The organism is Proteus vulgaris, assembly GCF_033708015.1.
Taxonomy (GTDB): Bacteria; Pseudomonadota; Gammaproteobacteria; order Enterobacterales; family Enterobacteriaceae; genus Proteus.
This window is the reverse complement of sequence record NZ_CP137920.1, coordinates 1599160-1623112: the sequence shown is the minus strand read 5'-3', so window position 1 is coordinate 1623112 and position 23953 is coordinate 1599160. Positions and strand designations below refer to the sequence as shown.

Here is a 23953-nt window from a genome sequence, read left to right as displayed (position 1 = left end):
AGATTGTCTATGATGAGCCCATATTTTTATCTGATAGGTTAACTATCATTTCCTATATTATTTTACAACAGTGAATTTTGCTGCTTGTACTCAAGGTGGAATAATGCGGATCTTAATTATTGAAGATAATATCTTACTTCGCCATCACTTATCTGTGCAATTTCGTGATGCAGGACATCAAGTTGATGCGGCAGAAGATGCCAAAGAGGCAGATAGTTTTATTGCAGAAGGTACACCTGATGTTGCCATTGTGGATTTAGGGTTACCAGATGAAGATGGCATTAGCCTTATTCGTCGATGGCGAGAGCATAATATTACCCTACCAATAATGGTCTTAACGGCACGAGAAAGTTGGCAAGAAAAAGTTTCAGCGTTAAATGCAGGCGCGGATGACTATGTGACAAAACCCTTTCATTTTGAGGAAATTGTTGCACGTATTCAGGCATTAATGCGAAGGAACATGGGAATTGCATCGCAAACTCTGGCTATTGAACCTTTTGAATTGGATTTGTCACGTAAAGCGTTCATGATCTCAGGAGAACAAATTAAGTTAACCGCATTTGAATATACAATTTTAGAAACCTTAATGCGCAATCAAAATAAAGTTGTTAGCAAAGATGCATTAATGCGTCAGTTGTATCCAGATGCTGAGTTAAAAGAGAGTCACACTATTGATGTCCTGATGGGGAGACTACGTAAAAAAATCTTAGAGAAATACCCTGATGACGTGGTGGTCACAGTACGTGGGCAAGGCTACCGTTTCGATATGAAACCTTAATATGCAAAAAAAACAGCGCTCTCCACTCTCATTACGAACTCGTTTTTTACTTGCAACCAGTGCCATAATTTTAGCACTTACGCTCTCTTATGGATTAGTTGCTATTGTCGGTTCGATTGTCAGTGTAGATAAAACCACTTTTATGCTGATGCGTAGTCAAAGTAATCTTTACTACAGTTTAGCGCAGTGGGATAAGGGCAAGCTGAATATTGAGTTTCCAACAAATCTTAATAATAACAACACGTCACTGGTAGTCATTTTTGATGATAAAGGTGGTGTATTATGGACGCCTCCCGATTTGCCTAAAGCAATTCCGGATAGCATTAAACATAAATGGCGCCATGAAGAAGGCTTATTTGAGATCTCTGTTGATATAAAAACAACACGTTTAATGTTAAAACAGCTACCGCAATACCGTGTTTATATTAAACGTCTTGAAGAATACGCCAGTAATGAGTTTTTAACTCATTCAGTTGTGATTAATCATTATCCTGCGGCTGATAATATGCCTTACATGGCAATCGCCGTTATCGATCCTATTCCTCAACGTATGCAAAAAGTCAGTCAGGTTTGGGATTGGTTCTTATATATCATTCTTGCAAATCTATTTTTGGTTATCCCCTTAATTTGGCTGGCAGCACATTGGAGTTTAAGACCTATAAAACAAGTTATTGAACAAATCAGTGCATTAGAAAAAGGAACTCGCAATGATTTGGATGAAAATCCGCCAACCGAGTTAAAAGGCTTGGTCAGAAATTTAAATGTATTGTTGCGTAATGAACGCAGTCGTTACAGTAAATATCGCACAAGTTTATCTGACCTTACCCATAGCTTAAAAACACCGCTTGCCGTGTTACAATCGACATTACGCTCTTTACGTTCAGGCAAACAGATGACGATAGAGCAAGCTGAACCTATTATGCTCGATCAAATAGAGCGAATTTCACAGCAAGTCGGTTATTATCTGCATCGAGCATCCATCCATGGGGATCACGATATTAGCACGCGAAAACTCCACTCATTATCCGGATTACTCGATAATCTTTGCAGTGCATTAAATAAAGTTTATCAGTCAAAAGGGGTTGATTTAACACTCAATGTTTCACCTGAAATCATGTGGTTAGGTGAGAAAAATGATTTTATGGAAGTGATGGGTAATATTCTTGATAACGCCTGTAAATACTGCTTAGAATTTGTCGAAATCAATGTTAGCAATAATGAAAATAGTGTAATGATAATTGTTGATGATGATGGTCCAGGTGTCAGAGATGAAAAAAGAGAAGCTATTTTCCAGCGAGGAACAAGAGCAGACACTCTGCGTCCAGGGCAAGGTTTAGGATTATCTATCGCAGTAGATATTATTGAGCAATACAGTGGCGAAATTACGATCACCAATAGTCCTTTAGGTGGTGCTCGTATCACCGTAATCTTTGCTGAGCAACAGCTGACTACTGAACGTGAATAATCATTATTGATAAAAAACGTCTTTTTAAATTACCGCCAAATATCCAGCATTATGTATGATATCTGTTCAGTTATTATTGTGTTACTCGCTATTACTCACATTGCTCAAAGGAATGTTTAGCAGGAAATAAGAATTCATTATACTATGGTTTCAGGCTTCCCGAATTCAGGATATACACAATGGACTATAAACTTAATTTAGATTGGCAATCATTTCTCGAAAGCCATTGGCAGAAACGCCCTTTATTAATTAAAAACGGCTTCTCTCGTTTTGTTGATCCTTTATCTCCTGACGAACTTGCTGGTCTTGCAATGGAAGATGAAGTAGATAGCCGTCTTGTTAGCTGTCAAGACGGACAATGGGGAGTCAAACACGGGCCTTTCGAACACTTTGAAGGACTGGGTGATAAAGATTGGTCTTTACTTGTACAAGCCGTCGATCACTGGCATTTTCCGAGTGCGGCACTAATGAAGCCATTTCGTGTGTTACCCGATTGGCGCATTGATGATTTAATGATCTCTTATTCTGTTCCCGGTGGTGGTGTTGGTCCACATCTTGATCAATATGATGTCTTTATTATTCAGGGACAAGGTCGTCGTCGTTGGCGAGTTGGGGAAAAAATCCCCATGAAACAACACTGCCCTCACCCTGATCTGCTTCAAGTTGATCCTTTTGAAGCAATTATTGATGAGGAATTAGAACCGGGCGATATTCTTTATATCCCACCTGGATTCCCTCATGAAGGATATGCGATTGAAGAATCGCTAAACTACTCTGTTGGTTTCCGATCACCGAATGCTCGTGAACTTTTCAGTGGTTTTGCTGACTATGTGTTAGCAAATGATTTAGGTAGCTATCGTTACAGTGATCCTGATCTAACACTGCGTGAAAACCCAGCATTAGTGCAACATCAAGAGCTCAATAAGCTTCATGACATGATGGAAGATTTACTTGCTCAACCCGAAGTATTCCGTCATTGGTTTGGGGAATTTATTTCTCAATCTCGTCATGAACTTGATCTCGCGATCCCAGAGCCTTTATATGAAAACGCGGAAATTCATGATTTGCTGCAACAAGGTGAGCAACTTCATCGTTTAAATGGTCTTCGTGCACTGCGGGTTGGTGATAACTGTTTTGTAAATGGTGAATTGATGGATACTGATCATATAGAAGCTGCAGATGCACTTTGCCAATATGACTATATTGATAAACAACACTTAGGTGATGCGTTAGCTGATCCGAAATTTGTTCGTTTATTAACACACTTAGTTAATCAAGGTTATTGGTACTTTGAAGATTAATTATCACTAATTTTCAGTTATAAAGCCCTGCTATATTAATAACAGGGCTTTTTATTATTTAATATTTTACATAACTAACGAATTAAATAAGTTATAGACTCTTTTAAAAGCACTCTTGTATTATGAAAGAAGAAAGGAATTGTGATAAAAAAAATACTTTGTAAGAAAAAGAGTAATAAAGTGTGTTTACTGTTTGTAGCAAATAAAGAAAATAAAATGATAAAAGTGATAATAAAATAGCTAAGAATAATAATAAATTCGTATTTTCCAGACTTTTTAATTAAATATTCACTTTCATTATTAATATTATTTTCTTTTTGTTTGTTTAATTTAACTTGTTTTTCAATTATGGGGTTAACTAGTTTTTCTGAAACTGAATCCATTCTACCATCCTTATAGTATCGTTTTATAATAATTATAAATGAAATATATTTATTCTAATTTATCAATCTATTACGATAAAGTAGCGTATATTTTCAGTTTGGAAAACTCATAATTAGCACTATCATTATTATAAAGTAGCTTTATTTTAGATTAAGTAACTCTTTTCAATTTATTTTTAGCTATTTCTTCTATTTTATTTTATCAATTATCCATAAGATAGAATTAGATTAAGAATGTAAATAAATAATCAACACTAGCGATATAGCTAAAACAAGATAACCCCAAAAATAATAGCCGAGATATCGGCTACTATTTTTTATCATCGATAACTCAATAAGCAATTATATCACTTTAGCCTTTTCTCTCTCAGCAGTAATTTCAGCGATACGCATAATCACACTCACCGCTGCTTCCATACCTTCTAAAGAGATAAATTCATGCTTACCATGAAAATTATAGCCACCGGTGAAAATATTAGGGCAAGGCAATCCCCGGTAAGAAAGTTGAGCGCCATCTGTACCACCACGAATAGGCTTGATATTTGGCTCAATATCACAATCAACCATGGCTTGTTTAGCTATTTCAATGATGTGAGGGAATTGAACAACTTTATCATGCATATTGTAATAGCTATCATCAATCGTTAGCTCAATATAGCAATCAGGATGCAGGCCTTTACCCACTTTCTCCGCAATCGCAATCATATTCTGTTTGCGTTTTTCAAATAAATTACGATTAAAATCACGGATAATATAATGCATTTCCGCTCTTTCTACCGTACCTTTGATACTTTGAAGATGATAAAAACCTTCATAACCGTCAGTATTTTCTGGTGTTTCATCAACAGGTAATTCTTGATGAATGCGCGTAGCTAATCCTAATGCGTTTACCATCACCCCTTTTGCACTGCCTGGGTGAACATTGTTACCAACAATTTTGATATTCACGGATGCCGCATTAAAGTTTTCATACTCCAATTCACCAACACCACCACCATCAACGGTATAAGCCCAACTTGCACCAAATGCTTTTAAATCGACATAATGTGCACCACGGCCAATTTCTTCATCAGGTGTAAATGCAATACGAATATCACCATGAGGTCGATTGGTTTCTTTTAAACGTACCATAGCGGTAATGATCTCGGCGATCCCCGCTTTATCATCAGCACCTAATAACGTTTTACCGTCTGTGGTGATTAATGTTTTACCAATCATTGAATGTAAGATTGGGAACATAACCGGCGATAACACTTCATCACCAATACCTAATGCAATATCACCACCACGATAATCTTCAAGAACTTGTGGTTTTACATGTTTTCCTGAAAAGTCAGGAGATGTATCAAGATGTGAAATAAAGCCAATCACCGGCACTGGCCAAGAAACATTGGATGGTAAACTTGCCATTACACATCCCTTATCACTGAGCGTTACATCGGAAAAACCCAGTTTTTTTAATTCTTGAACCAATGCCTTGGCAAGTTTTAATTGTCCATCACTGCTTGGTGACATTTTTGAAGATGGTTTTGATTGTGTATCAAAATTAATATATTCAAAAAAACGTTCTAATAATTTATCCATTTTGCCCCCTAAAATCTCTCTAAGAACAATAATAGGGAACTCTATAAAATAATTATTGCGTCAAATCAGCTTTAGGATCATTAATTAATTCAAACAATTTATGAACATATTCATCAACGACCTGACTAGCAGGACCATAATGTTTCTCTTCAAACTGGCTTTCAACCAAGCTTGGTTCAAGGTTTAATTCAACGGTATGAGCGCCTGTTAATCGAGCTTCATGGACAAAACCCGCCGCTGGGTAAACATTTCCAGATGTCCCGATAGAGATAAAAATATCAGCCTCAGACAAAGCGCGATAAATCTCTTCCATACCAATTGGCATTTCTCCAAACCAGACAATATGCGGTCGTAATGGCGATGGGAATTGACAACAATGACAGCGATCCGTTGTTTCTAAGTCCCCTTTCCACTCAAATACTTGGCGAGATTGGGGACAGCGTACTTTTAGCAATTCACCATGCATATGCAAAATATGTTTACTACCTGCTTTTTCATGCAGGTTATCAATATTTTGCGTAACAAGTAAAAAATTTTCTTTACCTAAACGTTGCTCCAATTTTGCTAATGCATAATGTGCTTCATTAGGTTGGATCGAGGGTTGTTGCAATTGGCGGCGGCGGTCATTGTAAAACTGCTGAACCAATTGGGGATTGCGTTGATAACCTTCAGGTGTTGCAACATCTTCAACGCGATGTTCTTCCCACAATCCATCTTCTGATCGGAATGTTCTAATTCCTGATTCAGCCGAAATGCCAGCCCCTGTTAATACGACAACTTTGGGTAAATTCATTTCATGTTCCGTTTTATGGGTTAGATGAAAATAGCGACAACGTGAATGTTGTCTACGTAAACTTTTAATTTTACGAAACTTCCTAAGCCGACGATGACGAAGTTTAAGTTTCATCATTACAATCCTTGGTTTTCAAGTTTAAATATCGCGTTTCTTTTCTTCACTAGTTTAAGCGTTTTTTCTTCTTTGTATGCCAATAAACTTATTGTCCACTTAAAATTCTTGCAGGATCTAGTTTAGTGGCTCGACGTGCAGGATACCAACTTGCAATCAGGCTTAAGATCACAGTGGTAATAAATACAGAGAAAACATCAATTAAATGCACTTCTGAAGGTAGAAAATCGACGAAATAAACATCGCCAGACAACACACTATGTCCCGTTAATGATTCAATAATAGATACTAATGGCGTTAAGTTATAAGCAACCAATACACCGAATATCACACCAGCAATACAGCCAATCATGCCAGATAATAAGCCGTACCATAAAAAGATATTACGAATATGACTGTCTCTTGCACCTAACGTTCGCAAGATAGCAATATCACTACTTTTATCTCTTACCGCCATAATCAACGTTGAGACAATATTGAAACAAGCGACACCAATCACTAAGATCATCGATAAATACATAATGCTGCGGATCATCTGAATATCGCTATACATATAGCCATAATCACTTATCCAACTTTTGGCATAAACATACTCTTCGCTATTTAAACCTGCATTATGAATAATTTCATTCGCGAAAAAAGGATCTACTGTTTTCACTTCAATCCCTGTAATGCCATGCCCATAATCCATGTATTGCTGAGCATCAGCTAAAGGAATTAACGCTAATTGATGATCGAGCATACCACTCAGTTTAAATATGCCACTCACTTGTAAGCGAATACGTTTAGGTTGTAAAAGCTTAGTTGGATCATCATTATTAGGGATCAATACGGTGAGCCAATCACCTTGTTTGATCTTTAATGCATCAGCAACACCCTGCCCAATAATAATCTGTTGCTTACCCGCCTTAAAATCTTGCCATGCATTATTTTGTACATATTGAGGTAATAAACTGATATCACCTTGTTTCTCAGGTGAGACTCCCATAACCTGCACCGCTTTTAACTCGGTTCCTTTTTCTAATAATCCAGTGAGTAAAATATAAGGAGCCGCAGCAACAACACCTTGGGTATTTTCAATACGAGGTAATGCTGATTGCCATTGTACAAATGGCTGTTCTACTGAATAAATTTGTCCGTGAGGCACCACAGATAAAATACGATTTTTTAATTCACGTTCAAACCCATTCATCGCACTTAGGCCAATAATTAAAACAGCAACACCAAGCATAATGCCCAGTGTTGAAATAACTGAAATTAAAGAAACCATTCCCGCACGTTTTCGCCCTCTTGAAAAACGTAATGCGGTCACTAATGCAAGTGGCAATTGCGCCATTATTTCACTCCTGAAATTGCGTTTTGTGACTGTAATTGACCATCTTTCATTTCAAGTTGGCGCTGAAAACGAGCTGCCAGTGACAAATCATGCGTTACGACCAGAAAAGCTGTTTGTTTTTCTCTGTTTAATTTAATCAACAAGTCAAAAATCCCTTCTGCATTTTTCTGGTCAAGATTACCCGTTGGTTCATCAGCAAGGACTAATGCGGGATCGTTCACTAATGCTCTCGCAATCGCAACACGTTGTCTTTCACCACCAGAAAGCTCGGAAGGACGGTGATGAGCACGATCTTTTAATCCAACCGCTTCAAGTAAAGACATCGCTTTTTCTTTCGCAACAGAAGCGTTTGCTCCGCCAATCATCAATGGCATAGCAACATTTTCCAGTGCTGTAAAATCAGGTAATAGATGATGAAATTGATAAATAAAACCCAATTGGCTATTACGTAAATCAGCCTTTTCAGAAGAGGATAATTTATTAAGTGATTGGCCTTTAAAAAAGACTTCACCTGATGTTGGAGAATCTAACCCGCCTAGTAAATGTAATAAAGTGCTTTTCCCTGAACCTGAACTTCCCACGATGGCAAGAAAATCGCCCTTATCCATTTTAAAAGAGACGGATTTCAACACTTGTGTAGAAATAGAGCCATCTTGGTATTGTTTACATAGAGCGTGGCAATCCAATAAACCCTCTTTGTTAATTTGTATTTGTTTTTCTGATGTCATTGATTGTTTATTCAAAGAAGAATTACTCATAACGTAGCGCCTCTGCTGGCTGAATTGCCGCGGCCCGCCAAGACGGGTATAAAGTGGATAAAAGGGAAATGATAATAGCGGAGAAACCAATCATAAAAACGCGTCCCCAATCAAGTGTTGCAGGCAATTCAACCCCTTGAGGGATAAGTCCTACCGCAGGCATGATGACATTTAATTGGCTTGAGAGTAATGCCCCTAATAAACCACCCGCTACCGCCCCTAAAATACCAGCCCCCGCACCTTGTAGCATAAAAATAGACATGATCTGAGCGCGTTTTAACCCCATCGTTTGCAAAATAGCAACTTCACCTTGTTTTTCCATGACCAATAAAGAAAGTGAGGTAATAATATTAAAAGCCGCCACGGCTATAATTAAGCTTAATAATAATCCCATCATATTTTTTTCCATTTTAACCGCTTGGAAAAATTCACCTTTACGTTCGCGCCAATCTTTCCAACTTAGATTTTTATCTAAAGATTGTGCACTGTATTTTTCAATATTGAGAGGATCGGTAAAGAAAAGACGCCACCCGGTAATATGACCCGACTGATAACGCATTAAACGAGCAGCATCTTGCTGATTAACTAAGATTTGAGAAGCATCTGCATCACCACCACTTTGGAAAATACCTTTAACGGTAAATAATCGTTGACTAGGTAATCTTCCCATGGGTGTTAATTGGCTAACACTTGGTACAATAAGACGGATGTTATCCCCCACTTTTACTTTTAACTGTTTAGCGAGGCCACTTCCTAAAATCACACCATAGTCTCCCGCTTTCAGCATAGAAAAATCCCCATAACGAATATATTTCGTTAAAGGTTCATCTTGCTCTTTTTCTATTCCCAGCATGACACCAACGCTGATATTGTCTTTACTTTGTAAAACGACATCACCTTCTACTAAAGGGGTAACGTTTATGATACCTTCACGCGTCAGTAATCTTTCAGCTATATTTGGATCTCGGGGTAACTGCCCGTTAGGTGATGTCACGATTGCTTGTGGAATATACGCTAGAATGCTTTGTTGCAATGAACGTTCAAAGCCATTCATGACAGAAGTCACTGTGATCAGTGCTGCTACACCTAACATAATCCCTAAAGCGGATAGCCATGAGACAAAGCGACCGAATTTATCGACCGCACGACCCCGCATATAACGGAGCCCTATATAAAATGAGACAGAATTGTACATGAAATCTGTGCTGTTCCTGTTGCTAATGCGAAGTGTTCAGGGATAATAAAGGGTAGTCTTACTGAATGGAACCACTCTATTCCCAAACTGTGGTTTTTCTTTTATCTTAACCTGCCCGCCAGTTTAAGCTTTAGCCATTATGCTAAAGATGTGTTGGGAGTTAACTACAACAAAGAGTTCACATTACACGCTTATGTCCTCAGAATATCGTTATCAACTTCCTATAAAACAAGGGGATACTCGTCAGCTAGGTCAACTGACTGGTGCCGCTTGTGCTCTAGAATGTGCAGAGATCATCAAACGTCACTCTGGATTAGTCGTTCTTGTTACTCGTGATATGCAAAATGCATTGCGTTTACAAGATGAAATCCGTCAGTTTTGTGATTATCCTGTTGAGACATTATCAGATTGGGAAACGCTGCCATACGACAGTTTTTCACCTCACCAAGAAATTATCTCAAACCGCCTTTCTACGCTATACCGTATTCCATCACTTCTCAAGGGAATTTTAATCTTACCTGTCAATACGTTAATGCAGAAGGTCTGTCCTACGGATTATCTCGCAAGTCATGCGCTGGTAATGCAAAAAGGAGAGGTACTTTCTCGTGATAATTTACGTAAAACATTAGATGAAGCGGGATATCGTCATGTCGAACAAGTATTAGAACATGGTGAATATGCAACGCGTGGCGCCTTATTAGACTTATTTCCTATGGGAAGTGAATTTCCTTATCGTATTGATTTTTTTGATGACGAAATAGATAGTCTACGTACTTTTGATGTCGATACACAGCGAACATTAGCTGAAGTTGATCAAATTAATTTACTGCCTGCCCATGAATTTCCAACTGATGCAAATGCGATAGAAATTTTCCGTAGCCAATGGCGTGAACGGTTTGATGTAAGACGTGATCCTGAACATATTTATCAGCAAGTCAGTAAACACATATTGCCAACGGGCATTGAATATTGGCAACCCCTATTTTTTGAACAGCCTTTATCTAGCTTATTTGCTTATTTCCCTAAAAACACATTAATAGTGACGCAAGATTTACACGATTTTGTGGAAAAATTTTGGCAAGACATTAATCAACGTTTTGAAAGCCGTCGTGTTGATCCTATGCGACCACTATTACCCCCTGATGACATTTGGCTGAATGTTGATAAATTTAATCAAGCATTAAAGCAGTGGCCTCGTATTCAACTTAAAACAGAAACGTTGCCAGAAAAAGCTGGACAGACCAATTTAGGCTATCAACCCCTTCCTGATTTATCGATTAACGCTCAAAGCAAATCACCGTTAGATAACTTACGCCGATTCCAAGAACAATTTTCAGGCAGTATTATTTTCTCAGTGGAAAGTGAAGGACGGCGCGAAACCGTACAAGAGCTTTTATCGCGGATAAAAATAGCCCCCAAACAGATCATTGAATTATCTGACGCTCAAGAGAAAGGTTTTTACTTTATCATTGGCGCTGCTGAACATGGATTTATTGACAGTCATCGTCAATTAGCCATGATCTGTGAAAGTGATATGTTAGGTGAACGTGTTAATCGCCGTCGTCAAGACAATCGTCGTGCGATTAATACAGATACTTTAATTCGCAATCTTGCTGAATTAAATATAGGACAACCCGTTGTTCACCTTCAGCATGGTGTTGGCCGCTATCAAGGAATGACAACACTAGAAGCGGGTGGCGTTAAAGCTGAATACTTGATGTTAAGCTACGCGGGTAATGACAAACTTTATGTGCCTGTTTCATCACTGCATTTAATCAGTCGTTATTCTGGTGGCGCAGATGAAAATGCCCCACTGCATAAATTAGGTGGCGATGCATGGGTAAGAGCCCGCCAAAAAGCCGCCGAAAAAGTGCGTGATGTTGCCGCAGAGTTATTAGATATTTATGCTCAGCGTGAAGTAAAAACAGGCTTTGCCTTTAAAATGGACAAAGAGCAATACCAATCATTCCGCCAAAGTTTTCCTTTTGAAACAACGCCAGATCAAGAAATAGCGATTAATGCTGTACTTAGCGATATGTGCCAAGCCATTTCAATGGATAGACTCGTCTGTGGCGATGTTGGGTTTGGTAAAACAGAAGTTGCGATGCGTGCTGCATTTCTTGCTGTTAATAACAATAAACAAGTCGCCATTTTAGTGCCAACGACCCTATTGGCTCAGCAGCATTTTGATAATTTCCGAGATCGTTTTGCTAATTGGCCCGTTAACATTGAAATGATTTCGCGTTTTCGTAGTGCAAAAGAGCAACAGCAAATCACAGATAAACTGGCTGAAGGAACCGTTGATATTGTGATTGGTACACACAAGCTCCTTCAACCGAATATCCAATGGAAAGATTTAGGGTTATTAATTGTCGATGAAGAGCACCGCTTTGGTGTACGTCACAAAGAGCGCATAAAAGCCATGCGTGCAAATGTTGATATTTTAACGCTAACGGCGACACCGATCCCGCGTACGTTGAATATGGCAATGAGTGGTATGCGTGATCTTTCCATTATTGCAACGCCACCAGCGCGTCGTTTATCCGTAAAAACCTTTGTACGAGAATATGATGACTTAGTGGTACGTGAAGCTATCTTGCGTGAAACATTGCGTGGTGGGCAAGTTTATTACTTGTATAACGATGTTGAAAATATCGAAAAAGCTCGTGAGAGACTAGCGGCACTCGTTCCTGAAGCGCGTATTGGTATTGGTCACGGACAAATGCGTGAACGTGAACTTGAGCGTGTGATGAATGATTTCCATCACCAACGTTTTAATGTATTGCTTTGCACCACCATTATTGAAACAGGTATCGATATACCCAGTGCGAACACTATTATTATTGAACGTGCAGATCACTTTGGTTTAGCGCAATTGCATCAGCTACGTGGTCGAGTAGGTCGCTCTCATCATCAAGCTTATGCTTATTTGTTAACACCACATCCTAAAGCAATGACAAAAGATGCTCATAAACGTTTAGAAGCAATTGCTTCACTGGAAGATTTGGGGGCAGGTTTTGCATTAGCGACTCATGACTTAGAAATTCGAGGCGCGGGTGAATTATTAGGTGAAGAACAAAGCGGTCAAATGAATACAGTCGGCTTCTCACTTTATATGGAATTGTTAGAAAGTGCAGTAGAAGCGCTTAAAGAAGGCCGAGAGCCATCACTTGAAGATCTCACCAATCAACAAACTGAAATTGAATTAAGAATGCCAGTCTTGTTGCCTGATGATTACATTCCTGATGTTAATGTCAGACTTTCATTCTATAAACGAATTGCCAGTGCAATCGACCTAACAGAGCTCAATGATCTAAGAGCAGAATTAATCGATAGATTTGGTAAATTACCTGATGCGGGGCGTTATCTATTGCGCAATGCTGCGATTCGCTTAAGTGCTATGAGTTTAGGGATCACTCGAATTGAAGCCCATGATAAAGGTGGATTTATTGAGTTTAGTGAAAAGAATAAGGTTGATCCGGGATATTTAATCAGCTTACTTCAAAAGCAACCTGCTATTTTCCGTTTAGATGGTCCATCAAAACTGAAATTTATTACTGATTTAACTGAGCGTGAAAAACGACTCACTTTTATTGATGATATGTTAAGTGCATTTAATGAGCATAAAATAATCACAAAATAACGGTTATTTTATCAACAAAAGGCGTAATTGGAGTCATTTCAATTACGCCTTTCTTTTATGTTAATTGTTATATTGTTGGGTTTACTCTTTACGACAAGGTATTTTTTCATTCATAGAACAATAAGGCTCTTGTTCTAAAATCAGTCTACCATCAGAGTCTAACGCGATAACTTCACCAGGTTTAAACGTGGTTCGCACTTTGCCCGGTGTTCCATCGATAGTGTAAAGTACATCATAACCAACGATCCTACGCTCTTGACGATAAATCGGGATGCACTCTTTAAATTGAGGATAAGGAAAATTAGCTATATTGCTATTGTTGAGTGCTTCAATCATATAAAACACTCGACACTCTTGCTCTGCTGGATGAAATCGTGACAATTTTTCTGGTGTAAAAGGTGTCGGTAAGCCAATTCGGTGACAATACTCTTCTGTCACAAAAACGGTCGATTTAATAGGCGTAGCCGAAACAACATAAGCGTATTGAGGTTGGGGAAATACCCACCTCCATGCAATAAATGAAAGAATTGCTAATGCAATGATTAGTCCTATTAGTGTGCACTTTCTGACATTAACACCCACTTTTACCCCTTTTTATTTGTTTTATCCTTAATTGCCACAGATACGTAATAAAAGCCACCGTTTCGCGCTAACTGGCTAATATATTTAGTATTCAATAAATGAATTCTCTAATCTGATAGCTTAATTCAACATCCATGCTGATTAACATAATAAGTAAACTACGTATTTATGACATGTTAAATACACCACTTATTTCTGTTTTAATTACTTAATTAAATAAATACTGACTATATTCTTAAGATTTATACATTATATTAAGATAGATCTTAATTTATTAAGCTGAAAAATAACAATCGTTATGCAATTTATAATATATCATTATGATAACACCAAGTTAACAAATGTCGTCTGAAAATAGGAAGTATTTCCTATTTAACTCATATTATAAAATTTACTTTTAAGATTTGTAAAATTATTTTAGTTGCTTAAATATGAATAAAAATAAAGAGTTAAGCTTACATCTAATAATTTTTACTTATTATCTTTCTAATTAAAATCTTTCAAACACCATAACATTTTTATTGATGAATTATTGAATTAAACATCATTTTTTATTTAAGAAAAATCTTAAATAATCTAGCGTAATAAATAAAATAAACACTACCTTTAGTATTAGAAGTTTATTCTTAATAATAAAATTATCTTTATCATTGTTCTATTGATATTTAGAGTTATTGGTTATTTTTGATATAGAAAGATAAATCATCTAGTGCTTTATGCTGAGATTATTTATCTTATTTGGATATTCTCATTTAATTATTTAATTTAAAAGAAAAATAGATAAAAAACCCTCATATAATATGAGGGTTAAAAAAGATAACTTTTGTCTTATTTGCGAGGCAAAAGATAACTTAATGAAGTTTTAGTTTAGGTCTAATAACTCGGTTGATTGATCCGACTAACATCATAAGCCCAGTTTTGATATAACCATGTAAAGCTATCTGATGCATTCTATATAAAGAAATATAAACAATCCGCGCTATGCGTCCTTCGATCATCATGTCCCCTTTCATCAAATTCCCCATCAAACTCCCCACAGTACTGAATTTAGAGAGTGAAACTAATGAACCATGATCGGTAAACACATAATCTTTTAGTGGTTTGTCTTTTAACATTGCTAAAATATTGCCATAACAACGACTTGCCATTTGATGTGCAGATTGTGCTCGTGGAGGAACAAAACCACCTTCTTTTCTTGGACAAGAAGAACAGTCACCAATCGCAAAGATAGACTCATCTAAGGTTGTTTGTAAGGTTGGTTTAACAACTAGCTGGTTAATACGGTTAGTCTCTAAGCCTGCAATCTCTTTCATAAAATCAGGCGCTTTAATGCCTGCTGCCCACACCATTAAGTCAGCATCAATATGCTCACCTTCTTTGGTATTTAATCCACTTTCATCCGCACTTGTGACCATCGTTTTGGTCATAACTCGCACACCTAATTTTGTTAATTCTTGATGTGCAGCACTAGAGATACGCACTGGTAATGCAGGCAAGATGCGCTCTCCAGCTTCAACTAAAGTGATATTTAATGCTGAAGGTGCTAATTTTTTTAATCCATAGCTATTAAGCTGACGCACTGCATTATGTAATTCAGCTGAAAGCTCAACCCCCGTCGCACCGCCACCTACAATCGCAATATTGACCTTACGATTTTCTTCTTGTGCATTATTATCTGCTGAGTATTTTAAAAACAAATTCAACATTTCATTATGGAAACGATGTGCTTGTTGAGGACTGTCCAAGAAAATACAGTTTTCTTTGATGCCTGGTGTGCCAAAATCGTTTGATTTACTGCCTAATGCCATCACTAAAATATCATAGTCTAATGTGCGTTCAGGCACGAGTAGCTCTTGCTCTTCATTATAAATGGCAGCCAGTGTTATCTTTTTTTGGTCACGGTCAAGCCCTGTTAAGGAGCCTAATTGGAAATTGAAATGATGATTATAGCCGTGTGCTAAATAACTTAAAGCATCAACACCATCATCTAAAGAGCCCGTTGCCACTTCATGTAAAAGGGGTTTCCATAAATGACTATTGTTGCGATCCACTAAGGTGATTTCTGCTTTTTTGCTGCGCCCTAATTTATTGCCTAATTTGGTTGCCAGTTCTAAACCACCCGCACCACCACCGACAATAACAATTTTTTTTAATGACATTTAACGTCACTCCATAAAGATATTTACTGTTGTTATTTAAATAGCCTTAGTGAAATCTACTTAAATAACGACAGTTAAATCGTTTCGGCTGTTATTTTTGTTCTTAAGCAAGTTAATTGGAAAGATGGTCATACCAAAATTGATTTATATCAAAAATATTTGAATATTCATATCTATTTTTTGAAGAAAATAAGCGCTTTTTGCCTTTTGCTGAAGAGCTAATAACCATAAAAAATATAAGGATATTTATTTTTATCATTTAATACAATGAACTAGAAAAAGAAGCATAAGAGGCGCATTAAAATCCGTCGTGAAAAATAAGGAAGCCACACAGATGTTGAAAAGAGATAGGTAGAAAAGATGGTATGAGGATTTGGCTTGTTAGATAAAAAAATGGATGGAACAAACGCCATCCATTTTAGACACTTTACTTTAGTCTGACTCTTTACGATTAAACGCTTTAATTTTAAATAGGTGCTCAGAGAGACTCTTAAATTTATGCGTTTGCGCTTCATCCCAAATGACGGAGTAATAAGGCGATAATTCATCAGCAGAACGCTGACTATCTAAAACCTCATCATTACGGGATAGGATCACTAAAGCGTTATCTTTATTTTTAGAACGAAAATCTTTAATACATTTCGTTGCAATATCTAAATATTCTTCAGGTCTGTCGATTTTGTCTGTCATGTTTTCGTAAGGAAAAAGATTGGGATTAATCATTACCTGACGAATATTACATAAGAAACCAATACGCTCTGCCCAATATCCACCTAATCCTACACCGCAAATTAATACAGGCTCTTTTGTGGATTTAATCACTTTATCCGTTTCTTTCAGTAAATGCTGCATGTCATGACGAGGATGCAACGTACTGTAACTTAAAAATCGGACATCAGGATCAATAAACTGTAGCTGTAAAATTTTCTCATGATTTCCAGGACTCGTGGAATCAAAACCATGTAAATATATAATCATGCTCGCTCCTGCCATTGCTCCTGTAATTGAGTCAGCAACTGATTCGCTTTTTTCCAACGATCAGAGGTTTGTAGCTCACTCAATGTGTAACGACCTCGGTGATGGTACAATGTGGAAATGCGTTCTGCTTTGACGGAGGACAGGTTATCTAACACACTCACCGCCCCTTTTCGGTTATTACACACTAAAAGCATATCACAACCAGCATCTAGTGAACGTTGTGCTCTTTCCGCGTAACTCCCCATAATGGCAGCACCTTCCATTGATAAATCATCAGAGAAGATAACACCTTGGAAGCCTAACTGTTCACGTAAAATAGATTTCAACCAGTACGATGAGCCACTTGCAGGACGTTCATCAACCTGAGAATAAATAACATGAGCAGGCATAATCGCATCTAATAACTGGCGTTGAATAAAATCTTTAAAAATAGACATATCACGTTGTCTAATGTCATTTAAAGAGCGATCATCCCGAGGTGTTTCTTTATGCGAATCAGCCCTTACAGCACCATGCCCAGGGAAGTGTTTACCTGTTGATTTCATACCCGCTGAGCGCATACCTTTAATAAAGCTCTCTGCCATTGTCATTGCAATTTCAGGTGAATCATGGAAAGAACGCTCACCTATGGCAATACAGTTATGACCTAAGTCGAGCACAGGTGCAAAACTGATATCAATGTCCATGGCAATCATTTCTGATGCCATTAACCATCCCGCTTCTTGTGCTAAATGACTCGCTTGATAACTTTCATTTAATGCCGCATAAGATTGGGCCGCAGGTATACGCGTAAAACCATCACGGAAGCGCTGTACTCGTCCCCCTTCTTGATCTACTGCAATCACAAGACGCTCATGAGATGCATCACGAATTTGACGAACTAATTCATTTAATTGTTCAGCATCGTGGAAGTTGCGGGTAAAAAGGATTAATCCACCGACAAGAGGATGCTTTAAAATTTCACGCTCTTCACTATCGAGTTCATATCCTTCAACATCAAGCATTACTGGACCCATAACATTCCTCTCTTTGTAATTGTGACAAGATAATGTCTTTAATTCGTCAGACTGAAATAGCGACGTAAAGGTTCAGACATTATTAAAAATGATCCATCTTTTGTTTGTTGCCAACGGACTTCATACCACATTAGCATCATATAAAAAATGAATGGTTCTCTTGAAAAAATACGCTCTCTCAACTCGCTCATAGAATGAACATCCGTCTCTTTGGGTTGAGCATAATGACAATGATACGAATAATAATAATCCAAAAACGTGTTTTGCTGCGATTCATTGAGTTGATTTGTTGCAAAGAATGTCATCAACGAATCCGCCGTATCAATATCGGCCGCATATTCCCAATCAATAAATTTTATACCGGAATCACTAAGAAGAATATTATCAACATGCAAATCCATGTGAGCAGGCGCGTATTTTATGAGATTGCATTGCGGTTGGCGTAAAAAAGATTGTTGCAAGCGTAACCATTTAGCAGATAAGCGTTTTCTATCAATACCCTGCCAATAAATTAATAACTCATGCTTTAAATTAAGAGGAAAGCCAAACGGTGTCTGCTGATGGAGAATTGCTATTTTTTCAGCCAATGGTTTTAAATAAGTACTAAAAAGTGATTCGTGGGTAAGATGTTCACCCTGTAACCAATAAAGAAAAAACCACGCTTTATAACGTGTCGCAACTTTAGGTGATAAGTGAGAGCCTGATAGCTGTTTTAAAATGGTGTATTCTTTTTTTCCATGTACATAAAGCAATTTTTTTTCATCGCCATAATAGCGAGCGACCCAGTCAATACGTTCACACTGCACACGAAAAACACCACCGCCAGATCCTTCTAATGCAGTGATTTTCCATTGACTTAATGCCGTTGCAGGGAAAAGTGCTTGCAAGGCATTAAGCAAACTCGAGTAATGCGGATCATTCAACCTTATGGCGCCCATGCCAAAGGATCTCGCCAGAAGAAACCGACATTAACTGCATACTAATCACACGGTTATCTTTTTTGCCATCAACCGTTGAGAATAAAATATAATCCGCTTTTAAATAACGGGCGAGGCCAATTGCTGCGCTACGAAGACCTAGGCTATCTTCACCAGATAAACCGAGCGCTTTTCGCGCTGACATCATTTGCGCATAAGGCACCGTTTGCAATGCACTAATACTATTAACTGATTCAATGATAGTATTTGTTGCATTTACTGCTTGGATATTCCCACCTGAATTGTTTTTAACATTATCAACAACGATAAGCTTACCTGCCTCTAAATCATCAGTCACCGCCATTTCTCTAATTAACGGTGTGACAGCGGCATTCCAATTAATACTCGTGATTTTAGGTGGCGTTGGCACAACTTCAATCGGTGGCTCTATGGGTTTAGGCGGCTCTACTGGCTCTGTAGGTGTAACGGGTTCAACAGGTGCAGGCGGTTGTTGTGGCAACATTGATGGACAACCTGCTAATAAAAACACAGACATTGCCACAAATATAACTCTTTTCATGCTCGTGTTACCTTATCCTAAGTAAAGAGATAAACTCTGACATAACTAATGGTTTTATTTGGTATCTCACCACTAATTTCGGTATCACCATCACCAAGAATAGTCACATCATTTACATTTCCAGCAGGGGAAACTTCAAGTCCTTGTTCGTTATACCAATAAAAACGATAGCGAATAGAAACAGGATAAGATTGTGTATTTGATAACATGACTGTCGCTTTTGTACCATTAGCGTGGTGTTCAATAGTTGGCTGACCCGCAACAACGCCTACCACTAATACTGAAGGCTCCATAATGATAGCCTGTTGACGATTGAAGTAGAGTTTATTATCTGAATGAGATGATAAACATCCTGAAAGCAATGTCGTCATAAATACAGCGATAAGTAATGAATAAACGGCCTTAGCTTGTCTTATCATGTATGACTTCCTGTTATCCTGCTGTTAGCATCACATCAATTACTGGCTTAATAATGGCCCTAATGGTTTTCCACCAAGTAAATGCATATGAATATGGAAAACTTCTTGCCCACCATGTTTATTACAATTTATGACTAAGCGATAACCATCTTCAGCAATACCTTCTTGTTGTGCAATTTTTGCTGCAACAACAAACAGGTGTCCTAATACTTGCTCGTCTTCCGCAGTAACATCATTTACCGTAGGAATAAGTTTATTAGGAATAATTAAAATATGAGTGGGTGCTTGAGGTGAAATATCACGAAATGCAGTCACTGTATCATCTTGAAAAACGATATTGGCTGGAATTTCACCACGAATAATTTTACTGAAAATTGTTTCTTCTGCCATTTCCATCACCTTATTATTTATTTTAATCCCTGATTAATTCTATTAAGCAGGTAAGTTTTGAATATGAAAGAGTTTAGCAAAATTGCGTGTTGTTTGTTGCGCTAACTCTTCAACACTCACCCCTTTTAAGACAGCCATATACTCTGCAACATCTCGGACATAAGCAGGTTGATTTTCTTTTCCACGATGAGGAACTGGCGCTAAATAAGGGGAATCGGTTTCAACTAAAATTCTATCAAGAGGAACAATACGAGCAGCTTCTCTAATTTGTTCCGCATTTCTAAATGTCACGATACCGGAAAAAGAGATATACATACCAAGATCAAGTAATGCTGTTGCAGTCTCTTTATCTTCAGTAAAGCAATGCAGAACACCACCACAATCTTGAACTTTCTCTTCTTTTAAAATGGATAACGTATCTTCGCGAGCACTGCGTGTATGCACAATAACGGGTTTATTAACTTGGCGTCCAATACGAATATGCTCACGGAAAATTTCACGTTGTAGCGCAGCATTTTCTTGTTGGTAATAATAATCTAATCCTGTTTCACCTAAAGCAACAACATCAGGTGCGGCAGCTAAACGTGCTAATGCTTCAATATCATGACCTTCATCTAAATTTAAAGGGTGGATCCCACATGAAAAGGCGATATTGTCACGTTTACCGATTAGCTCACGCATACTCTTAAAACCTGGTAAAGTTGTTGCCACCGCTAACATATATTGAACATCACGCTGCTGTGCTTTTTTAACAACATCATCAATATTTTCATGCAATTTTTCATAATCTAAGCAGTCAAGATGGCAGTGTGAATCAACTAAAAACATAACTTACTCTCATTTATCTGGTACAACTTATAAGTGTTTTTTATTACAACTAAATCATTATTAATATATAGCTAATTAATTTTTTGTATCTAGCTGATTTTCCCAATCTAGCAGCTGTTCTACTAGTAATAACTCTCTATTTAATGCAGGAATAGTCATTAACTGATAACGACACTGTTTCCAACCATCAATAATGGATAACAAAGTACCCGAAGACCATTGTGATAACGCCATAATCAATGCTTGCTGATCTTGGTTCACACAATACACTTGTGCATTGGTTTGGTATTTTAAGGCATCAAGCAGCAGTGATAATAACCAATACAAGCGACGTTCAGCATTATCTTGATTTAATTGTGGCAAAAATGCATATAAATCACGTTTTTGTATGCTTGCATATAAGGCTTGGCAAAAAGCGTCTCTTTCTTTCCACTCATCCTTCAATAATGAAAGCGCTAGAACGGGTGCGTTCTGAGATAAATTTAATGCCGTCACACTATTTGCATAAGGAATGTTTGGTAATTGTTGCTGTAACCAGTGCGTTGCGTGTTGAAGATCTGGCGTTGCTAAATGGTAATAAAAACAACGACTACGCAATGTTGCTAATAACACTTCCGGTTGCTGGCAATTCAGTAAAAAGTAAGTGTTTTTAGGTGGCTCTTCTAACGTTTTGAGCAATGCATTTGCTGCTGCTTCTGTTAATGCTTCAACGTCTTTTATCCAAACCACTCTAAAACCACTTTGTTGAGCATGATGCTCCAGCTTTTCAGTGACTTTTCTTACTGCTTCAATACCTATTGAGGACTTACCCTTTTCACTCTGCAAAATATGCCAATCAGGGTGTGTTTCAGCGAGCATCAAACGACAGCTATGACATTCATTACAACTTTTTAATCCCTGTTTATTCTGGCACATTAACCAACGACTTAATCCATAAGAGAGCGCTTCTCCTCCCATGCCTTGTATCGCATGTAAAAGCAAAGCATGATGACCTCGCCCTTCTTGATACATGCTAATAAGTTGTCGATATGCCTGATTTAGCCAAGGATACCAATTCATAGTGATTTATTTTCCTGCTGAACGAGCCACGCTGTTAATGTTTGACGGATATCTGCTTGTACTTTTTCAATCGATTGGGAGGCATCTATCGTGATAATGGTCTCATCATCTTTCGCCAATGCTTGATAACGTTCACGAGTGCGATAAAAGAAATCCATAGATTCTTTCTCAATTCGGTCTAACTCACCGCGTGCACGCGCTCTAGCAAGACCAATAGCCGGATCTAAATCAAGATATAAGGTTAAATCAGGGCGAAAATCACCAAGCACCGTATTGCGAAGTGACAACATCAGATCTTTATCTAAGCCGCGCCCGCCTCCTTGATAAGCTTGTGATGAGAGATCATGTCTATCTCCAATAACCCATTTACCTTCCGCAAGCGCAGGCTTTATCACGCTTTCTATAAGCTGAACACGCGCTGCATATAACATCAACAGTTCAGCTTTATCCGTGACTTTTTCGCCTTCAATACCTTGCTTGATAAGCTCCCGTAATTTCTCTGCAAGGGGGGTACCACCCGGTTCACGAGTAAATGCTAGGTTGGTGATACCTTTATCTTTAAGTGTATCGATAACCGTTTGGATCGCGCTGGTTTTTCCAGCGCCTTCAAGTCCTTCAATTACAATAAATTTACTGTTGTTCATAATTATCTTTGTTGTAAGCGTCGATATTGTGCGACGGCTTTATTATGTTCATTGAGTGTAGTTGAAAATTTATGACCACCCGTTCCATCCGCAACAAAATAGAGATAACGTGTATCCGCTGGATGTGCAGCAGCTCTAATTGAAGCGACACCTGGCATTGCTATTGGTGTTGGCGGTAAGCCATCAATTTGATACGTGTTATACGGTGTGTAGCCATTTAAATCACTACGATAAATCGTACCTCTATATTTATCACCTAAACCATAGATAACCGTTGGATCAGTTTGTAATCGCATATTCGTTTTTAATCGATTAACAAAAACAGATGCAACCTTGGTTCTTTCAGCATCAATACCTGTTTCTTTTTCAATGATTGATGCCATGATAAGCATTTCATAAGCCGATTTATACGGTAAATCACTATCGCGTTTAATCCACTCTTCTTCTAATGTTTTTTCCATTTGCTGGTAGGCACGTTTTAAAATTGCAACGTCGGTCGTGCCCGCCGTGTAATGGTAAGTATCAGGTGCAAACCAACCTTCTAAATTAGTAATTTCAGGTTTTATTCCTATTTCTTGACGTAGCTTATCGCTATCCATCGTGTGTGCGACAGCCACAAGTTGAGGTGCTTGCTCAAAAATAGATTGCCAATCCTTTAAACGACTGCCTTCAATAAAACGGATAGAAAACTGCGCCTCTTTACCGCTCTTGATAAGCAGTAAAACATCACGCAATGTCATCCCTTTTGTTAAACGGTAAGTGCCTGCTTTAAATTGGCTTAATTCTGGTTTGACTTTTAATAAAATCTGAAAATAATCCCCTTCATTCAGCAGATTATTTTTTATTAATAGTTGCTCCATGGCAACACGCCCAGTTCCTGCTGGCACAGTCAGTAACATTTCATCTTGTTTTACAACAATATTTTCTTCTAAGCCCCGAATATGTTGCACCATATACAATGCCACTGCACCAAGGCTAATCAATAAGGCAAAAAAAACTATCCATACTATTTTTTTTATCTTCATTTATAA

At 37.9% G+C, this 23953-nt stretch carries 22 protein-coding genes; 4 read left to right on the top strand and 18 right to left on the bottom strand.

Annotation, left to right across the window (positions count from 1 at the left end; all coding sequences use genetic code 11):
• The first annotated feature begins 103 nt into the window (after positions 1–103).
• The 3 genes from phoP (at position 104) to SB028_RS07640 (ending at position 3544) form a co-directional block, all read left to right on the top strand.
• Positions 104–778 carry a two-component system response regulator PhoP gene (gene phoP / locus SB028_RS07650; RefSeq protein ID WP_069368137.1) on the top strand — a complete coding sequence of 225 codons (675 nt, stop codon included), beginning with the start codon at positions 104–106 and terminating at the stop codon, positions 776–778.
• 1 nt (position 779) lies between these two features.
• The gene (gene phoQ / locus SB028_RS07645) at positions 780–2243 is read left to right on the top strand and encodes a two-component system sensor histidine kinase PhoQ (RefSeq protein WP_069368136.1); all 1464 of its coding nucleotides are present in this window, start codon (positions 780–782) and stop codon (positions 2241–2243) included.
• A gap of 179 nt (positions 2244–2422) precedes the next feature.
• Entirely contained in the window at positions 2423–3544 is a 1122-nt protein-coding gene (locus SB028_RS07640; protein WP_069368135.1) for a cupin domain-containing protein, read from the top strand.
• Positions 3545–3618: 74 nt separating this feature from the next.
• Here SB028_RS07640 and SB028_RS07635 read toward each other — a convergent pair whose 3' ends face one another.
• The 6 genes from SB028_RS07635 to lolC form a co-directional block, all read right to left on the bottom strand.
• A complete protein-coding gene (locus SB028_RS07635) occupies positions 3619–3927 on the bottom strand; it encodes a hypothetical protein (protein WP_069368134.1) in 309 nt (102 codons plus the stop codon).
• Between the two features lie 342 nt (positions 3928–4269).
• The gene (pepT, locus tag SB028_RS07630; protein ID WP_069368133.1) at positions 4270–5511 is read right to left on the bottom strand and encodes a peptidase T; all 1242 of its coding nucleotides are present in this window, start codon (positions 5509–5511) and stop codon (positions 4270–4272) included.
• A gap of 52 nt (positions 5512–5563) precedes the next feature.
• Positions 5564–6421 (bottom strand): Sir2 family NAD+-dependent deacetylase, encoded by an 858-nt coding sequence (gene cobB, locus SB028_RS07625; protein ID WP_248620209.1) that lies wholly within the window; start codon positions 6419–6421, stop codon positions 5564–5566.
• Between the two features lie 85 nt (positions 6422–6506).
• Positions 6507–7754, bottom strand: a complete 1248-nt coding sequence (lolE, locus tag SB028_RS07620; protein WP_069368132.1) for a lipoprotein-releasing ABC transporter permease subunit LolE — start codon at positions 7752–7754, stop codon at positions 6507–6509.
• A complete protein-coding gene (gene lolD / locus SB028_RS07615; RefSeq protein ID WP_069368148.1) occupies positions 7754–8458 on the bottom strand; it encodes a lipoprotein-releasing ABC transporter ATP-binding protein LolD in 705 nt (234 codons plus the stop codon). Before lolD ends, lolE begins: the two co-directional genes overlap by 1 nt.
• A 46-nt stretch (positions 8459–8504) precedes the next feature.
• Complete coding sequence (gene lolC, locus SB028_RS07610; RefSeq protein ID WP_069368131.1) at positions 8505–9707, bottom strand: lipoprotein-releasing ABC transporter permease subunit LolC; 1203 nt, start codon at positions 9705–9707, stop codon at positions 8505–8507.
• A 193-nt stretch (positions 9708–9900) separates the two neighbouring features.
• Here lolC and mfd point away from each other — a divergent pair, with 193 nt between their 5' ends.
• Positions 9901–13350 (top strand): transcription-repair coupling factor, encoded by a 3450-nt coding sequence (gene mfd / locus SB028_RS07605; RefSeq protein WP_069368130.1) that lies wholly within the window; start codon positions 9901–9903, stop codon positions 13348–13350.
• Positions 13351–13431: 81 nt separating this feature from the next.
• Here the strand turns inward: mfd and umoD are convergent, their stop codons facing one another.
• From umoD to mltG, 12 genes are all read right to left on the bottom strand, one after another.
• Positions 13432–13932, bottom strand: coding sequence for a flagellar biogenesis regulator UmoD (umoD, locus tag SB028_RS07600; RefSeq protein ID WP_069368129.1), 501 nt, complete (start codon positions 13930–13932; stop codon positions 13432–13434).
• A gap of 851 nt (positions 13933–14783) precedes the next feature.
• Positions 14784–16091, bottom strand: coding sequence for an NAD(P)/FAD-dependent oxidoreductase (locus SB028_RS07595; protein WP_069368128.1), 1308 nt, complete (start codon positions 16089–16091; stop codon positions 14784–14786).
• Positions 16092–16523: 432 nt separating this feature from the next.
• Entirely contained in the window at positions 16524–17069 is a 546-nt protein-coding gene (ycfP, locus tag SB028_RS07590) for an alpha/beta hydrolase YcfP (protein ID WP_069368127.1), read from the bottom strand.
• A complete protein-coding gene (gene nagZ / locus SB028_RS07585) occupies positions 17066–18085 on the bottom strand; it encodes a beta-N-acetylhexosaminidase (protein WP_036937719.1) in 1020 nt (339 codons plus the stop codon). The genes ycfP and nagZ overlap by 4 nt, the downstream gene beginning before the upstream one ends.
• Positions 18086–18123: 38 nt before the next feature.
• A complete protein-coding gene (locus SB028_RS07580; RefSeq protein WP_069368126.1) occupies positions 18124–19023 on the bottom strand; it encodes a phosphotransferase in 900 nt (299 codons plus the stop codon).
• On the bottom strand, positions 19001–19582 hold the full coding sequence (locus tag SB028_RS07575) for a penicillin-binding protein activator LpoB (protein WP_069368125.1): 582 nt from the start codon (positions 19580–19582) through the stop codon (positions 19001–19003). Before SB028_RS07575 ends, SB028_RS07580 begins: the two co-directional genes overlap by 23 nt.
• Positions 19583–19599: 17 nt before the next feature.
• A complete protein-coding gene (locus tag SB028_RS07570; protein ID WP_069368124.1) occupies positions 19600–20001 on the bottom strand; it encodes a YcfL family protein in 402 nt (133 codons plus the stop codon).
• Positions 20002–20040: 39 nt separating this feature from the next.
• Entirely contained in the window at positions 20041–20391 is a 351-nt protein-coding gene (gene hinT, locus SB028_RS07565; RefSeq protein WP_069368123.1) for a purine nucleoside phosphoramidase, read from the bottom strand.
• A gap of 42 nt (positions 20392–20433) precedes the next feature.
• On the bottom strand, positions 20434–21219 hold the full coding sequence (locus tag SB028_RS07560) for a metal-dependent hydrolase (RefSeq protein WP_069368122.1): 786 nt from the start codon (positions 21217–21219) through the stop codon (positions 20434–20436).
• Positions 21220–21294: 75 nt separating this feature from the next.
• Positions 21295–22278 (bottom strand): DNA polymerase III subunit delta', encoded by a 984-nt coding sequence (holB, locus tag SB028_RS07555; protein WP_069368121.1) that lies wholly within the window; start codon positions 22276–22278, stop codon positions 21295–21297.
• Positions 22275–22922, bottom strand: a complete 648-nt coding sequence (tmk, locus tag SB028_RS07550) for a dTMP kinase (RefSeq protein WP_069368120.1) — start codon at positions 22920–22922, stop codon at positions 22275–22277. Before tmk ends, holB begins: the two co-directional genes overlap by 4 nt.
• A 2-nt stretch (positions 22923–22924) precedes the next feature.
• Positions 22925–23947 (bottom strand): endolytic transglycosylase MltG, encoded by a 1023-nt coding sequence (mltG, locus tag SB028_RS07545; protein ID WP_069368119.1) that lies wholly within the window; start codon positions 23945–23947, stop codon positions 22925–22927.
• Between the last annotated feature and the right edge of the window lie 6 nt (positions 23948–23953).

What these genes read in the sequence shown, in the direction of transcription:
- SB028_RS07575 (WP_069368125.1), bottom strand. Translation starts at nt 19,582, where the DNA reads ATGAAAAGAGTTATATTTGTGGCAATGTCTGTGTTTTTATTAGCAGGT.
- lolE (WP_069368132.1), bottom strand. Translation starts at nt 7,754, where the DNA reads ATGGCGCAATTGCCACTTGCATTAGTGACCGCATTACGTTTTTCAAGA.
- tmk (WP_069368120.1), bottom strand. Translation starts at nt 22,922, where the DNA reads ATGAACAACAGTAAATTTATTGTAATTGAAGGACTTGAAGGCGCTGGA.
- SB028_RS07640 (WP_069368135.1), top strand. Translation starts at nt 2,423, where the DNA reads ATGGACTATAAACTTAATTTAGATTGGCAATCATTTCTCGAAAGCCAT.
- SB028_RS07570 (WP_069368124.1), bottom strand. Translation starts at nt 20,001, where the DNA reads ATGATAAGACAAGCTAAGGCCGTTTATTCATTACTTATCGCTGTATTT.
- SB028_RS07595 (WP_069368128.1), bottom strand. Translation starts at nt 16,091, where the DNA reads ATGTCATTAAAAAAAATTGTTATTGTCGGTGGTGGTGCGGGTGGTTTA.
- SB028_RS07560 (WP_069368122.1), bottom strand. Translation starts at nt 21,219, where the DNA reads ATGTTTTTAGTTGATTCACACTGCCATCTTGACTGCTTAGATTATGAA.
- nagZ (WP_036937719.1), bottom strand. Translation starts at nt 18,085, where the DNA reads ATGGGTCCAGTAATGCTTGATGTTGAAGGATATGAACTCGATAGTGAA.
- SB028_RS07635 (WP_069368134.1), bottom strand. Translation starts at nt 3,927, where the DNA reads ATGGATTCAGTTTCAGAAAAACTAGTTAACCCCATAATTGAAAAACAA.
- lolC (WP_069368131.1), bottom strand. Translation starts at nt 9,707, where the DNA reads ATGTACAATTCTGTCTCATTTTATATAGGGCTCCGTTATATGCGGGGT.
- holB (WP_069368121.1), bottom strand. Translation starts at nt 22,278, where the DNA reads ATGAATTGGTATCCTTGGCTAAATCAGGCATATCGACAACTTATTAGC.
- phoQ (WP_069368136.1), top strand. Translation starts at nt 780, where the DNA reads ATGCAAAAAAAACAGCGCTCTCCACTCTCATTACGAACTCGTTTTTTA.
- cobB (WP_248620209.1), bottom strand. Translation starts at nt 6,421, where the DNA reads ATGATGAAACTTAAACTTCGTCATCGTCGGCTTAGGAAGTTTCGTAAA.
- pepT (WP_069368133.1), bottom strand. Translation starts at nt 5,511, where the DNA reads ATGGATAAATTATTAGAACGTTTTTTTGAATATATTAATTTTGATACA.
- mltG (WP_069368119.1), bottom strand. Translation starts at nt 23,947, where the DNA reads ATGAAGATAAAAAAAATAGTATGGATAGTTTTTTTTGCCTTATTGATT.
- ycfP (WP_069368127.1), bottom strand. Translation starts at nt 17,069, where the DNA reads ATGATTATATATTTACATGGTTTTGATTCCACGAGTCCTGGAAATCAT.
- phoP (WP_069368137.1), top strand. Translation starts at nt 104, where the DNA reads ATGCGGATCTTAATTATTGAAGATAATATCTTACTTCGCCATCACTTA.
- mfd (WP_069368130.1), top strand. Translation starts at nt 9,901, where the DNA reads ATGTCCTCAGAATATCGTTATCAACTTCCTATAAAACAAGGGGATACT.
- hinT (WP_069368123.1), bottom strand. Translation starts at nt 20,391, where the DNA reads ATGGCAGAAGAAACAATTTTCAGTAAAATTATTCGTGGTGAAATTCCA.
- SB028_RS07580 (WP_069368126.1), bottom strand. Translation starts at nt 19,023, where the DNA reads ATGGGCGCCATAAGGTTGAATGATCCGCATTACTCGAGTTTGCTTAAT.